Source organism: Pseudomonas sp. PS1(2021) (assembly GCF_020405165.1).
Classification (GTDB): domain Bacteria; phylum Pseudomonadota; class Gammaproteobacteria; order Pseudomonadales; family Pseudomonadaceae; genus Pseudomonas; species Pseudomonas aeruginosa.
In genome coordinates, this window is sequence record NZ_CP084484.1 from 4659518 (window position 1) to 4674420 (window position 14903).

Genomic DNA, 14903 nt, shown 5'->3' on the forward strand with positions numbered 1-14903 from the left:
CGTGGGGAGATCCAGCCTGCTACAATTGATCCAAATCAGTCTCAAAAGAACAAAAAAAACCTCAAAAATGACACTCGCTCCCAGATCCGCCCAGCTACCCGACTCCCCGCACAGGGACAGTCTCGACCCAGCGCCAACCCCGTCGTCTCAGGACCAGCGCCTGCTCAAGGCCCTGGCCACCGCGATGGTCAATCATCCGCGCGCCACCATGGGAGAACTGGCGGAACTGGCAGGAGTGAGCAGGGCAACCCTGAACCGTCATTGCGGTACCCGCGAAGGTCTCAAGCGGCGCCTGGAAAGCCATGCCAGGAGTACCCTCGAACGCCTCACCCACAGCGCCGCCCTGCAGCGGCTGGAGCCGCGGGAAGCGCTACGCGAGCTGATCCGGGAACACCTCGCCCAGCGCGACCTGCTGGCGCTGCTGATGTTCGAGCAGAACCCGGGACGCCAGGCCGGGCATGGGGACGCCAGTTGGCAGTCCTATGTCGAAGCCCTGGACGCCTTCTTCCTGCGCGGCCAGCAGAAGCGTGTGTTCCGTATCGATATCAGCGCGGCGACCTTCAGCGAACTCTTCATCGTCCTGATCTACGGCATGGTCGATGCCGAGCGCCGCGGTCGCGCGGCCAGCGCCGGGTTGTCCGCCACGCTGGAGGAGCTGTTCCTGCGTGGCGCGTCGAACCCCGCACAACCTGCCAGCCCTTGAGCGGGCGGCAGTTGCCACCCGCTAGCACCGTTTCCCACACGTTTACCCGCTCAACTCCTGCCGCCTCGATGTACCACCAGGCTCCGTCCCTCGTCCCAGCCTCCGCCGAGCGCGCGGAACAGGTCGACCAGGGCGATCTGCCGCTGGGTGCTGCCGTCGATGAAGGCGATCTCGTTGAGGAAGCTGCTGCGCTGCGCATCGAGGTAGCGCAGGTGGTTGTCGACGCCACTCTCGTAGCGTGCCTTGGCCAGCTTCAGGGCTTCGTTGCTGCTGTTCGCCAGGGCGCGCAGGGCCTTCTCTTCGCGACGCAGGGTATCGCTGGCCGCCAGGGCGTCGGCGACCTCGCGGAAAGCGGTCTGGATGGTCCCCTCGTAGGCGGCCACCGCCGAATCCTTGCGCGCCTCGGCCAGGCTCAGGTTGGCACGGTTGCGCCCGCCATCGAAGATCGGCAGCGTCAGCGTCGGCAGGAAGCTCCAGGAGCGCGAGCCGCCATCGAACAGGCCGGACATTTCCGCGCTGGAGGTGCCGAAGCTGCCGGTCAGGCTGATGCGCGGGAAGAACGCCGCGCGCGCCGCGCCGATATCCGCGTTGCGCGCCCGCAAACGATGTTCGGCGGCAAGGATGTCCGGGCGTCGCTCGATCAGCTCGGACGGCGTGCCGGGTGCGATGTCCTGCAGCAGCTTCGGCCGCCGCCCCGGACTCCGCGGAATCGCCTGCGCGGCATCGTCGCTACCCAGCAGCAACACCAGCGCGTTGAATGCCTGCTGTTTCTGCCGCAGGTTGCGCTCCTGCTCGGCGCGCGCCTGCTCCACCAGGCCAAGGGCTTCCTGGTAGTCCAGCGCGGTGGCGGCGCCGGCCGCGCGGCGCTGGTCGATCAGTGCGAAGGAATACTCGCGGCTGACCAGGGTCTGACGGGTCAGCGCCAGGCGCCGCAGGGCGCCGTCATAGCTCAGGTAGGCCTGGCTGACCTCGGCGACCAGGGCGATCCGTGCCGCGCGCGCTGCCTCCTCGCTGGCCAGGTACTGTTGCAGGGCTGCGTCGGTCAGGCTCTTGACCCGACCGAAGAGGTCCAGTTCGTACTCCGGCAGGGCCAGCCCGACCTGGTAGCTGCTGGCCACTTCCGAGCGATTGCCGGCGGACAGGTCGGCCGGCTGCCGCTGGCGGTTGCCGGTGGCAGCGGCGTTCAGGCCCGGAACCCGGTCGGCGCGCTGGATTCGATACTGCGCGCGGGCCGCCTCGATATCCAGGAGGGTCTGGCGCAACGAGCGGTTGTTATCCAGGGCCACGTCCACCAGGCGGCGTAGTTCGGCATCGACGATGAAACTCTTCCAATCCAGCGTGTCGATCGCCGCGCCCTGGCGCTGGGCGGCGGCGCCGCTCCAGCTGTCGGCCACCGGCGCGGCGGGACGTTCGTAGGTCGGCGCCATGGAGCAGGCGCCGAGGGTCAGGGCGATCAGCAGCGCCGATACGCCGAATGCAGGTTTGCGCATCTCGTTCACTCCCCGGCCGAAGCGGCCTGTTCGATGGGTGCCGGCTTGCTGCGCAGCAGCGACAGCAGCCAGACGAAACAGATAGGTACGAACAGCACGCCGAGGAAGGTGGCGCTGAGCATCCCGCCGATCACACCGGTGCCGATGGCACGCTGGCTCGCCGCGCCGGCACCGCTGGCCAGGGCCAGGGGTATCACGCCGAGGATGAACGCCATGGAAGTCATGATGATCGGCCGGAAGCGCAGGCGCGCGGCCTCGATGGCGGCGTCGCGCAGGCTATGCCCCTGCTCCCAGAGTTCCTTGGCGAACTCGACGATGAGGATCGCGTTCTTCGCCGAAAGACCGATGATGGTGATCAGGCCGACCTTGAAATACACGTCGTTGGACATACCGCTGACCATCACCGCGAGCACCGCGCCGATGGCGCCGATCGGCACGATCAGCATCACCGACAGCGGGATCGACCAGCTCTCGTAGAGCGCCACCAGCAACAGGAACACCACCAGGATGGCGAGGGCGAACAGGCTGGTGGCCTGCCCGGCGGAGACCTTCTCCTGATAGGACAGGCCGGTCCACTCGTAGCCGATGCCGGCCGGCAGCTGCGAGGCCAGGCGCTCCATTTCCGCCATGGCTTCGCCGGTGCTGAAGCCGGGCGCGGCGTCACCGACGATGCGGATCGACGGGTAGCCGTTATAGCGCACCAATTGCACCGGTCCCTCTTCCCATTTCACGCTGACGAAGGCGCTGAGCGGTACCAGGTTGCCAGCAGCGTTAGGCACGTATAGCTCGAGCACGCTTTCCGGGGTCATCCGGTTGCCCTGTTCGGCCTGGATCACCACCCGCTGTTGGCGCCCCGCATTGGTGAAGTCGTTGATCACCTCCGAGCCGAAGGCAGCGGACAGCGTGCCGCTGATGGTCTCGAAGCTCACCCCCAGGGCGCGGGCCTTCTCCCGGTCGATCAACAGGCGCAGTTGCGGCGCTTCGGCCAGTCCTTCCATCATCGCGTAAAGGAATTTCGGGTTGGTCTGGATCTCGCCAAGAAGAGTATCGCGAGCCTGCAGCAGCGCTTCGCGGCCGACCCCGCTACGGTCCATCAGGCGCAATGCGAAGCCGCCGGAGTTACCCAGACCGTTGATCGGTGGCGGCGACACGGCCATGACCGTGCCATCGTCGGGCAGCGCGAAATGCTCGTTCAGCGCGGCGATCTCGGCGGCGGCCGACTGCTCGGCGCCTCGCTCGGACCAGTCCTTGAAGGTCGGGAAGGCCAGCGCGGCATTGTCGCCCTGGCCGGAGAAGCTGAAGCCCGAGATCAGGAACACCGAAGCCACCGCCTCGCGGGACTTGAGGAAGCGCTCGAGCTCCTCGCCGGTGGCATCGGTGCGCACGCGCGAAGCGCCAGGCGGCAGTTGCACGTCGACCACCATGTAGCCGAGGTCTTCCGCCGGCACGAAGGCTTCCGGCAGGCGCAGGTAGAAGTAGCCGAGCATGGCCACCAGGCCGGCGTACACCAGCATGAAGCGTCCGGCGCGCGCCACCAGCTTCGAGTTGAGCAGCGAATAGCGCTCGGTGACGCGGGCGAAGCCACGGTTGAAGGCGCCGAAGAAGCCGCGCTTCTCGTGGTGCCCTTCGGGAATGGGCTTGAGCAGCGTGGCGCACAGCGCCGGGGTGAAGGTCAGGGCGAGGAAGCCGGAGAACAGGATCGAGACCGCCAGCGACACCGAGAACTGCTGGTAGATCACCCCCACCGAACCGGCCATGAAAGCCAGCGGCAGGAACACCGCCGAGAGCACCAGGGTGATGCCGACGATGGCGCCGGACACCTGCTTCATCGCCTTGACCGTGGCCTCGGCCGGGGAAATCCCCTCCTCCGCCATGATCCGCTCGACGTTCTCCACCACCACGATGGCGTCGTCCACCAGGATGCCGATCGCCAGGACCATGCCGAACATGGTCATCATGTTCACCGAGAACCCCAGCAGGTACATCACCATCAGCGTACCCAGCAGGCACACCGGCACCACGATGGACGGGATCAGGGTGTAGCGGACGTTCTGCAGGAACAGGAACATCACCAGGAACACCAGGACCATCGCTTCGATCAGGGTGTGGATCACCTTCTCGATGGCCACGTCGACGAAGCGCGAGGTGTCGTAGGGCACGCTGTACTGCATGTCCTCGGGGAAGAACGCCGACAGTTCGGCGAGACGCTGTTTCACCAGGGTAGCGGTCTGGATCGCGTTGGCCCCGGGCGACAGCTGGATCGCCCCGCCCACGGTAGGCGTGCCGTTCAGTCGCGAGGAAATGTTGTAGCTCTCCTTGCCGAGTTCCAGGCGCGCTACATCGGCGAGCCGGACCAGCGAGCCGTCCTGGTTGGCGCGCAGCACTACCTGGCCGAACTCCTGCGGATCGTCCAGGGTGCCCTTCACCGCCAGGGTCGCCGTCAGCTCCTGCGCGGAACTGCCCGGTGCGCTGCCGAAGGCGCCGGCCGGCACCTGCACGTTCTGCCCGCGGATGGCATTGCTCACGTCGTCGATGGAGAGGCCGAAGCCCACCAGCTTCTGCGGATCGATCCAGACCCGCATGGCCGCCTCGGAAGAGAAGAATTGCAGCTTGCCGACGCCCGGCAGGCGCCGCAGCTCGTTGTTGATATTGCGCGCGGCGTAGTCGCCGAGGGCGGTGGTGTCGCTGCGCTGAGCGCCTTCCTTGTAGCTGAGCGCATAGATCAGCAGGAAACCGGCGCTGGTCTGCTCGACCTGCAGGCCCTGGGTCAGCACCGCCTGCGGCATGCGCGCCTCGGCTTTCTTCAGGCGGTTCTGCACGTCCACCTGGGCCAGGTCCGGATCGGTGCCCGGCTCGAAGGTGACGACGATCTCGGCGGTGCCGTTGGAGTTGTTGGTCGACTCGAAGTAGAGCAGGCCCTTGGCGCCGTTCAGCGACTCCTCGAGCACACTGGTGACGGAGTCCACCAGCACCTTCGCCGAGGCGCCGGGATAGGTGGCGGTGATGGTGATCTGTGGCGGCGCGACATTGGGGTACTGCGCTACCGGCAATTTGGAAATGACCAGCAGGCCGGCCAGGGAGATGAACAGGGCCACCACCCAGGCGAAGTTCGGCCGCTTGATGAAGAATTCGGACATCGGAAAATCCTCGGGGCGAACCCGCCCTTACTGTTGCGGCGCAGGTGACTGGGCTTGCGCCTGGGCACCATCCGGCTTCGGCACGATCTTCACCCCCGGCTGCACCGCAGCCAGGCCGCCGACTATGACCCGGTCACCCGGCTCCAGGCCCTCGGTGATCTGCCAGCGCGAACCCTGCATGACGCCGGTACCGACGCTGCGCGCCTCGGCGCGCTCGTCGGCGCCCACCACCATCACCTGGGCGCTGCCGTCGCTGGAGCGGTGCACGGCCCGTTGCGGCACCAGGATCGCCTGGTTGTCGATGCCCTGGGGCGTACGTACGCGCACGTACATGCCCGGCAGCAGGACCCCGTCGGGGTTGGCGAACTTGCCGCGCAGGGCGATCTGGCCGGTGCCGCGATCCACCGCCACGTCGGCGAACTGCAACGCGCCCTGGCGCTCGTAGGGCGTCCCTTCGACGCGCAGGGTCAGCGCCTGGCTGTCGCCGGCGGCCAAGGTGCCTTTCTTCAGGGCGTCGCGCAGGCGCAGGGCCTCGGCCGCGGTCTGGGTGAAATCCGCATAGATCGGATCGAGCTGCTGGATGCGCGCCATCAGCGTCGCCTCGCCCTGCCCGACCAGCGCGCCCTCGGTCACCAGCGCGCGGCCGATGCGCCCGGAGATCGGCGCAGTGACCGAGGCGTAGCCGAGGTTCAGGCGCGCGGTCTCCAGGTCGGCCTGGGCCGAGCGGGTCGCCGCCTCGGCGCTGCGCAGGTCGGCGGTGGCGGTATCGAAGTCCTGCTGGCTGACCGCCTGGATCTTCACCAGCGGCTCGTAGCGACGCACCCGCGCCTGCGCCTCGAACAGCACCGCGCGGTTCCGCGCCAGCTCACCCTCGGCGCGCGACACCGCAGCCTTCAGCGGTGCCGGATCGATCTGGAACAGCAGGTCGCCAGCCTTGACGTCGGCGCCCTCCTCGAAGCGCTTCCGCACGACGATGCCGGCCACCCGCGCGCGCACCTCGGCGACACGCACCGGTTCGATCCGCCCAGGCAGTTCCGAACTCAGCGCCAGGGGCTCGGCCTGCACCGTCAGGACCTCCACCGGCAACACCATTTCGGCGGCCTCCTGTCGCTCTTCCGCCGGCCCACAACCCGCCAACGCGATGGCCATAGCCAACGCCCCGATCCTTCCTATTGCACGCAAATCAGCCATGACACACCCGACCGTTGATTGAAAACGGATCGAATGGTACTTTTTCGAGCTAATTGAGTCAATATTGTCTCAAATGATCTTTTGACAGCTAATTCCTTTGGACGCGAGGCCAGTTTTCTGCACAATGCGCACAATCAGAAAAACCAACCGGGACCCATCGATGACCCTGATTTCCCATGACGAGCGACTCATCAAGGCGCTGGCAGTCGCTATCGTCGACCGCCCGCGAGCGACGCTGAAGGAACTGGCCGAGGCGGCCGGCGTAAGCAAGGCCACCCTGCACCGCTTCTGCGGCACGCGGGACAACCTGGTGCAGATGCTCGAGGACCACGGAGAGACCGTACTGAACCAGATCATCCAGGCCTGCGACCTGGAGCATGCCGAGCCTCTGGAGGCGTTGCAGCGCCTGATCAAGGAACACCTCACCCACCGCGAGCTGCTGGTATTCCTGGTATTCCAGTACCGCCCGGACTTCCTCGACCCGCACGGCGAAGGCGCACGCTGGCAGTCCTACCTGGAAGCGCTGGACGCCTTCTTCCTGCGCGGACAGCAGAAAGGCGTGTTTCGCATCGACATCACGGCGGCCGTGTTCACCGAACTGTTCATCACCCTGGTCTACGGCATGGTCGATGCGGAACGTCGCGGACGGGCGGCCAGCTCCAATTCCGCGCATACCCTGGAGCAGATGTTCCTCCATGGCGCCTCCAATCCGGCTCGCTCCTGACCCTCGCGCCCGCGGCGGCGCCCCTCTCGTCGCCGCATGGCACGGACCGATCCGCGTGCCGTCGACTTCGGCCGCCCGGAGGCCTGCTCGACACTCGGGAAAATCAGTCGTCACCGGTCCTGCGACAAAGTGCCTCGACAGCCGGAAAGGACCGTGACGCTCGTCGGCGATACTGGCACTTGGCCTTGCTTCCGGGCATCCTAACTGTCTACCGAATCACACCTCCCCCAGGAATTCCGGTCAGTGTCGACCCCCTCGCTAACCCCGTCGCCGCCTCCCGCCGGCGACCCACTGACCGTACCCGACCGACCGGCAGCCAAGGCTGGCCTGCTGTTGCTGGTCCTGTTGATGCTCGGCCTGCTGCTCTGGCAGATGAGCCAGGAGCTGCGCCAGCAGGAACGCTTCGAACACGAGCGAGCCGCGGCCCAGCTCGATCGTCTCAACGACCGCCTGTCCCTGACCCTCGAACTCAAGGCGCGCACCGCCCTCGCCCTGCTCCCGGGCGTGCCCCCCAGCGAGCGTGGCGAGATACAGGGCAGGCTGTTGCCGCGCATCAGCGATGCGCTGCCGCAGGTGCGCCAGTTGCAATGGGTGGACAGCGCCCCGCAGACGGACAGCCCGTCGCCGGAAACGACGCTGCCCGAGCAGTTGCGCCAGCACGCCGGCTCCGGCCTCTACCACTATTGCCTCGACCCGCGCGACGGCGAATCCCTCTACCTGCCCCTGCGCGAACCCGGCAGCCGCCGCGACAGTGGCTTCTGGCTGTTGCACCTGGCCAGCGACAGCCTCGCCCAGTGGAGTCCCGACCTGCCCACCGGCAACCTGCTCTGGCGCCTGGAAGACCAATACGCCGGGCGGGTGCTCTGGCATACCCCGGGGAGCACGGCGCTGCTCGACGACATGCAGACCCTCGGCGTGGAACCGCTGCGCAACAGCGACTGGCAGCTTCGCGGGCTCTACGACAGCACGCGAGTGCGGCTCGGCCTGCTGCCGGGAATCGGCGGCGAGCTGGCGATCTTCCTCCTGCTGGTCGGCGTCACCGTGTACATGCTGCTGCGCCTGCACCGCGAGCAACAGGGCCTGCGCGCCATGACCCTGGCCTCGCAGCGCAGCCTGCGCCAGGCGGCCACGGCACTGGCGGCGATCGACGAGCGGGTGCTGGTGACCCGCGCCGACGGCCGCCTCAGCTACCTCAATCCCCAGGCCGAACGCCTCTTCGGCATCAGTTCGGCCCAGGCCCGCCAGCATCATCTGCTGGGCCTGCTGCCGGACCTCGAGCCAGGCTGGCTGACGGACGCCGGTGGCGACGGCGAGACCCGTAGCGAGCTGCTGCCGCTGCGGGTGCGCGGCGAGCCGCGGACGTTCACCCTCAGCCGCCATCCGCTGGCCAGCTATCCGGCGCTCGCCGACCAGGCCTGGACCCTCCGCGAGCAGATACTCCAGGGCGGGCAGGTCTGGGTGTTGCGCGACGTCACCGAGGAACAGCACGCCCTCGGCGTCCTGGAGGAAACCCGGCGGCGCTACCAGGACATCTTCGAAGGGGTCGGCGTGGCCCTCTGCGTGCTCGACCTCTCCGCCCTGCGCCAGGCTCTTGTGGAGCAAGGCCTGGACAGCTGCGCCGCACTGCGCGCCTGGCTCGCCGGCGAACCCGGGCGGCAGCAGGCGCTGCTGGAGCGGATCCGCATCACCGAGATCAACGATGTCAGTCGCCGCCTGCTACAGATCGATTCCACCGAACAGGCCTGGCAGCGCTTGCTCGACCACGGCCCGCTACAACCGGACAGCCTGCGCCTGCAGGTGATCGAGGCGCTCATCGAACGCCGGCCGGTACTCGAACTGGAAGCCACGCTGCGCTGCGGCAAGAGCACGCCGCGGCACCTGTGGTTGCAACTGCGCCTGCCGGAAAACCCCGGCGAATGGCATGCGGTGCCCCTCAGCCTGTCCGACGTCACCAGTCGCAAGGAAGTCGAACTGTCGCTGATCGAGCGCGAGAAGTTCTGGTCGGACGCGGTCCAGGCGGTGCCCGATACCCTCTACATCCACGACCTGCACGCGCGCCGGGTGATCTTCAGCAACCATCACCTGGGCCAGCAGTTGGGCTACAACCAGGAAGAACTGGCGCGGATGGGCGAGAACTTCTGGGAAACCCTGCTGCACCCCGACGACCAGGAATACTACTGGCGCATCCGCAACCTGCAGCACGTGGTCGGCGACGGCCTGCTGCTCGACAGCCAGTTGCGCTGGCGCCACCGCGACGGCCGCTGGCACTGGTTCGACATCCGCGAGCAGGCCTTCAGCCGCGACCGCAGCGGTCGCGTGGCGCGCCTGATCGGCGTGGCCAAGGACATCACCTTCACCGTCGAGGCGAACAACGCGCTGCGCGAGAACGGCCGACGCTACCGCATGCTGGCGGAAAACATCAGCGACGTGATCTTCTCCACCGACGCCGAGCTCAACGCCAGCTACGTCAGCCCCTCGGTACAGCACGTGTTCGGCTACAGCCCGGAATGGGCGCTGCTCAACGGCCTCCATCAGACCGCCACCAACCCGCGCCAGCTCGGCCGCCTGAACGGCCTGCTGCGCCGCGTGCGGCACGCCATCGGCGACCGCCAGAAGCTCGCCGAGCTGCGGGAAAACCCTGGTCAGCATCTGTTCGCCCTCGACTGCCTGCGCGCCGACGGACGCAAGATTCCCATCGAACTGCGGATCGTCCTGATGTGGGACGAGCACGACCGCTTCGAAGGCCTGCTCGGCATCGCCCGCGACATCAGCCAGCAGCGCCGCGCCGAACGCGAGCTGCGGATGGCGGCGACGGTATTCGAACACTCCACGGCGGCGATCATGGTCACCGACCCGGCCGGCTACATCGTCCAGGTCAACGATTCCTTCTCGCGCCTGACCGGCTACAGCCCGGCCGATGTGCTCGACCAGCAGCCGCGCCTGCTCACCGCCGACCGCCAGGAAGCCAACCAGCTCAAGCACGTGCTCGCCAGCCTGCAGCACAGCGGCAGCTGGGAAGGCGAGATCCTGCAGAAGCGCAAGACCGGCGAGCTCTATCCATCCTGGGTCGGCATCACCGCGGTGCGCGACGAGGAAGGCGACCTGGTCAGCTTCGTCTGCTTCTTCAGCGACATCAGCGAGCGCAAGGCCAGCGAGCGGCGCATCCACCGCCTGGCCTACTACGACGCCCTCACCCACCTGCCCAACCGCACGCTGTTCCAGGACCGTCTGCATACCGCCCTGCAACAGGCCGAGCGCAACGGCCAGTGGGTGGTGCTGATGTTCCTCGACCTCGACCGCTTCAAGCCGATCAACGACTCCCTCGGCCACGCCGCCGGCGACCGCATGCTGCAGGAAGTGGCGACCCGCCTGAGCGCCTGCGTCAGCCAGGACGATACCGTGGCGCGCATGGGCGGCGACGAATTCACCCTGCTGCTGCCTTCCCAGGGCGACCGCGAGATCGCCCTGAAACGGGCGATCCAGGTCGCCGAGCTGATCCTCGGCCGTCTGGCCCGGCCGTTCACCCTGGAAGGCCGTGAATTCTTCGTCACCGCCAGCATCGGCGTGGCCTTGTCGCCCCAGGACGGCGCCGAACTGAGCCTGCTGATGAAGAACGCCGACACGGCGATGTACCACGCCAAGGAGATGGGCAAGAACAACTTCCAGTTCTACCAGGCCGAGATGAACGCTCGCGCCCTGGAGCGCCTGGAACTGGAAAGCGACCTGCGCCGCGCCCTTGAACTGGGCGAGTTCGTCCTCCACTACCAGCCGCAGTTCACCGGCGACGGCCGCCGCCTGACCGGCGCCGAGGCCCTGCTGCGCTGGCAGCATCCGCGCCGCGGACTGGTTCCGCCGAGCGAGTTCATTCCGGTGCTGGAGGAGATCGGCCTGGTGGCCCAGGTCGGCGACTGGCTGCTGGCGGAAGCCTGCAAGCAGTTGCGCAGCTGGCACAAGGCCAAGGTGCGGGTGCCAAAGGTCTCGGTGAACCTCTCGGCACGGCAGTTCGCCGATGGCCAGTTGGGCGAGCGGATCGCCGCGATCCTCTACGAGACAGGCATCCCGCCGGCATGCCTGGAGCTGGAACTGACCGAAAGCATCCTGATGAGCGACGTCGCCGAGGCCATGCAGATCCTCTCCGGGCTCAAGCGCCTCGGCCTGGCCATCGCGGTGGACGACTTCGGCACCGGCTACTCCTCGCTGAACTACCTCAAGCAGTTCCCCATCGACGTGCTGAAGATCGACCGCAGCTTCGTCGACGGCCTGCCCCACGGCGAACAGGACGCACAGATCGCCCGGGCGATCATTGCCATGGCCCACAGCCTGAACCTGATGGTGATCGCCGAGGGCGTGGAGAGCCAGGCCCAGCTGGACTTCCTTCGCGAGCACGGCTGCGACGAGGTGCAAGGCTACCTGTTCGGCCGGCCGATGCCCGCCGAGCAGTTCGGCATGCTCTACGCCAGCGACGTGCTGTTCATGTTCAACGAGGGCTGAGCCGCCGTGCGGCGCGCTTGAGCGCCGCTTGTCCGCGACATGATGGCCTTTCATGTGCCAGCACCCGCCGCATGGGTTAGAATGCGCGCCTTTTCCCAGCACCGATCCTTATGAGGACCGCCATGTTCAGCCGTGATTTGACCCTCGCCCGCTACGATGCCGAACTCTTTGCCGCGATGGAGCAGGAAGCCCAGCGCCAGGAAGAGCACATCGAGCTGATCGCCTCCGAGAACTACACCAGCCCGGCGGTGATGGAAGCCCAGGGTTCGGTGCTGACCAACAAGTACGCCGAAGGTTATCCGCACAAGCGCTACTACGGCGGCTGCGAGTACGTCGATATCGTCGAGCAACTGGCCATCGACCGCGCCAAGCAACTGTTCGGCGCCGATTACGCCAACGTCCAGCCGCACGCCGGCTCCCAGGCCAACGCCGCGGTCTACCTGGCCCTGCTGTCGGCCGGCGACACCATCCTCGGCATGAGCCTGGCCCATGGCGGCCACCTGACCCACGGCGCCAGCGTCTCCTCCTCCGGCAAGCTGTACAACGCCGTGCAGTACGGCATCGACGCCAATGGCCTGATCGACTACGACGAAGTCGAGCGCCTGGCCGTGGAGCACAAGCCGAAGATGATCGTCGCCGGCTTCTCCGCCTATTCCCAGGTCCTCGATTTCGCCCGCTTCCGCGCCATCGCCGACAAGGTCGGCGCCTACCTGTTCGTCGACATGGCCCACGTCGCCGGCCTGGTCGCCGCTGGCGTCTACCCGAACCCGGTGCCGTTCGCCGACGTGGTCACCACCACCACCCACAAGACCCTGCGCGGTCCGCGCGGTGGCCTGATCCTGGCGCGCGCCAACGAGGAGATCGAGAAGAAGCTCAACTCCGCAGTATTCCCCGGCGCCCAGGGCGGTCCGCTGGAGCACGTGATCGCGGCCAAGGCGGTGTGCTTCAAGGAAGCCCTGCAGCCGGAGTTCAAGACCTACCAGCAGCAGGTCCTGAAGAACGCCCAGAGCATGGCCCAGGTCTTCCTCGACCGCGGTTTCGACGTGGTTTCCGGCGGCACCCAGAACCACCTGTTCCTGCTCTCCCTGATCAAGCAGGACATCACCGGCAAAGACGCCGACGCCGCCCTCGGCCGCGCGTTCATCACCGTGAACAAGAACTCGGTCCCGAACGACCCGCGCTCGCCGTTCGTCACCTCCGGCCTGCGCATCGGTACCCCGGCCGTGACCACCCGCGGCTTCAAGGAAGCCGAGTGCCGCGAGCTGGCCGGCTGGATCTGCGACATCCTCGAGAACATGGGCGACGAGTCCGTGGTCGACGGCGTACGCGAGAAGGTCAAGGCGATCTGCGCCAAGTTCCCGGTCTACGGCAACTAAGCGACAAGGCAAGACGAAAGAGCCCGGCAAATGCCGGGCTTTTTCATTTCCTCCGAGGGAGGAGGCGCCGGGTAGCGTTATCGCCGGTCCTCGACATGGATCACCGCCAAGGCCTCGGCATCCTCGCCCCGCCGGGAGCGGCCGTGCATGCCGACGAGCAGCTCGCCGGCGTCCTCCTCCAGTTCCTCGCGAGGGACGAAGGTAAGGATGTCCGGGTGATGCCCGGTCACCACCCAGCCGCGGCCGTTGTCCAGGGTGATCACACCGAAGTCGCCCGCCGGCGTGCCGACCTGTACCGCTCCCCACTCGGCCAGCAATGCCCGCGCCTGGGCCGCGAGGTCCGGCTCCGGCTGCGTGAGGATCACGCAAGTGCCCTGGGCGAACAGCACCCAGGATTTGTCCGCGCCACGGATGCAGTCCCGCCAGGCGCCGATCAATGCGTTCCTGTCCATTTCCACGCTCCTTTGGCGTCGATGCGCCTCAGCGGCCTTCGACGATGCGTTCGAAGCCCTCGCGGATACTGTCCTCCGGCAGGTTGTCGCCGATGAACACGATCACGCTCTCGCGCGCCTCGTCGTCCCGCCACTCGCTATCCCAGTCGAAGCCGTAGAGTCGCAGCACGCCCTGGAACACCAGGCGACGCGGCTCGTCGGCGATGTTCAGCACGCCCTTGTAGCGCAGCAGGGAATTGCCATGCCACTGCAACAGGTCGTCCATGAACTCGCTCAGCCTTTCGAGATCGAGCGGCGTGTCGCTGCGCAGTACCAGGGTGCCGATGCGATCGCGGCTGTCCTTGGCTGCCACCGCTCGCAGCGGGCGCAGGCCGATGCCAGGACCGAGGTCGGCGTTGAGGTTGAAGCCACGTACGTCGAGCAGGTGCGCCAGGTCGATGCGGCCGTGCTCGACCACATGCACCAGCGCCCTCCGGTTGATCCGTTGCAGGCGCTGGCCCAGGGCCTCGAAGGTGGCGGCGTCGACCAGGTCGGTCTTGCTCACCAGGATGCGGTCGGCGAAGCCGACCTGGGCCTGGGCGATGGTTTCCTGCAGGTGACGCTCGGCGTTGGCGGCGTCCACCAGGGTGATGATGCCGTCCAGCACGTAGCGCTGGCAGAGTTCCTCGTCGGCGAAGAAGGTCTGCGCCACCGGCGCCGGATCGGCCAGGCCGGTGCACTCGATCACCAGGCGGTCGAAGTCGATTTCGCCGTTGTCGCGGCGCTCCAGCAGGAGGAACAGGGCCTTTTCCAGGTCGGTGTTGATCGAGCAGCAGACGCAGCCGTTGGACAGCGTCATCACCTGCACCGGCTCGACGCCGAGCAACTGGCCGTCGATCGGCGTCTCACTGTACTCGTTCTCGATCACCGCGATCTTCATGCCGTGCTCGGCCTGCAGCAGGTACTTGAGCAGGGTGGTCTTGCCGGCGCCGAGGAAGCCGGTGAGCACGGTGACGGGGATCGGGGCGTGGTTGTCGTTGGCTACTTCGGACATGCGCAACTTCCAGAAAAGACGCGGGCCACGTCAGACGTGGCCCGCGGAAGGATGGGGATTCAGCAGCAGCGGATCGGCCGACCCTTGCCGCCACCGTAGCGCGCCTCCTGGCGCTCGCGGAAGAACTCCTCGTAGGTCATCACCGGCTTGTCCGGGTGCTTGTTGCGCATGTGCTCGACGTAAGTGTCGTAGTCGGGCATGCCGACCAGCATCCGGGCGGCCTGGCCCAGGTACTTGCCCATGCGACTGAGGTCATTGAACATGGCGAGTTCCTCGTTAAGGCTCCCCGGCGAACCGGGGAGCGCG

The 14903-nt window shown here is 67.0% G+C and carries 10 protein-coding genes; 4 read left to right on the plus strand and 6 right to left on the minus strand.

Features of this window, described 5'->3' with window-relative positions:
* Window positions 1-184: 184 nt before the first annotated feature.
* Complete coding sequence (gene escR, locus LE197_RS22390) at window positions 185-703, plus strand: TetR/AcrR family transcriptional regulator EscR (protein WP_003094834.1); 519 nt, start codon at window positions 185-187, stop codon at window positions 701-703.
* Window positions 704-753: 50 nt separating this feature from the next.
* Here the strand turns inward: escR and oprJ are convergent, their stop codons facing one another.
* The 3 genes from oprJ to mexC are packed head-to-tail and all read right to left on the minus strand — an operon-like array spanning window position 754 to window position 6521.
* On the minus strand, window positions 754-2193 hold the full coding sequence (oprJ, locus tag LE197_RS22395) for a multidrug efflux transporter outer membrane subunit OprJ (RefSeq protein WP_004352729.1): 1440 nt from the start codon (window positions 2191-2193) through the stop codon (window positions 754-756).
* 5 nt (window positions 2194-2198) lie between these two features.
* Window positions 2199-5330, minus strand: coding sequence for a multidrug efflux RND transporter permease subunit MexD (gene mexD, locus LE197_RS22400; protein WP_003161410.1), 3132 nt, complete (start codon window positions 5328-5330; stop codon window positions 2199-2201).
* 27 nt (window positions 5331-5357) lie between these two features.
* Window positions 5358-6521, minus strand: a complete 1164-nt coding sequence (mexC, locus tag LE197_RS22405; protein ID WP_004352726.1) for a multidrug efflux RND transporter periplasmic adaptor subunit MexC — start codon at window positions 6519-6521, stop codon at window positions 5358-5360.
* A gap of 160 nt (window positions 6522-6681) precedes the next feature.
* Between mexC and nfxB the strand changes: the two genes are divergently transcribed.
* The 3 genes from nfxB to glyA all read left to right on the plus strand — a co-directional run bounded on the left by nfxB (window position 6682) and on the right by glyA (window position 13112).
* A complete protein-coding gene (gene nfxB / locus LE197_RS22410) occupies window positions 6682-7245 on the plus strand; it encodes an efflux pump transcriptional repressor NfxB (RefSeq protein ID WP_003094842.1) in 564 nt (187 codons plus the stop codon).
* A 243-nt stretch (window positions 7246-7488) separates the two neighbouring features.
* Entirely contained in the window at window positions 7489-11736 is a 4248-nt protein-coding gene (gene morA, locus LE197_RS22415; protein ID WP_226033708.1) for a cyclic di-GMP receptor MorA, read from the plus strand.
* A gap of 122 nt (window positions 11737-11858) precedes the next feature.
* Window positions 11859-13112, plus strand: a complete 1254-nt coding sequence (gene glyA / locus LE197_RS22420; RefSeq protein WP_003094846.1) for a serine hydroxymethyltransferase — start codon at window positions 11859-11861, stop codon at window positions 13110-13112.
* Window positions 13113-13189: 77 nt separating this feature from the next.
* Here glyA and LE197_RS22425 read toward each other — a convergent pair whose 3' ends face one another.
* From LE197_RS22425 to LE197_RS22435, 3 genes are read right to left on the minus strand one after another with little or no spacing between them, the layout of a single operon-like run.
* Complete coding sequence (locus tag LE197_RS22425) at window positions 13190-13570, minus strand: hypothetical protein (protein ID WP_003121337.1); 381 nt, start codon at window positions 13568-13570, stop codon at window positions 13190-13192.
* 22 nt (window positions 13571-13592) lie between these two features.
* Window positions 13593-14597, minus strand: a complete 1005-nt coding sequence (yjiA, locus tag LE197_RS22430; protein WP_003094852.1) for a GTPase — start codon at window positions 14595-14597, stop codon at window positions 13593-13595.
* A 59-nt stretch (window positions 14598-14656) separates the two neighbouring features.
* Entirely contained in the window at window positions 14657-14860 is a 204-nt protein-coding gene (locus LE197_RS22435) for a YbdD/YjiX family protein (RefSeq protein WP_003094856.1), read from the minus strand.
* Between the last annotated feature and the right edge of the window lie 43 nt (window positions 14861-14903).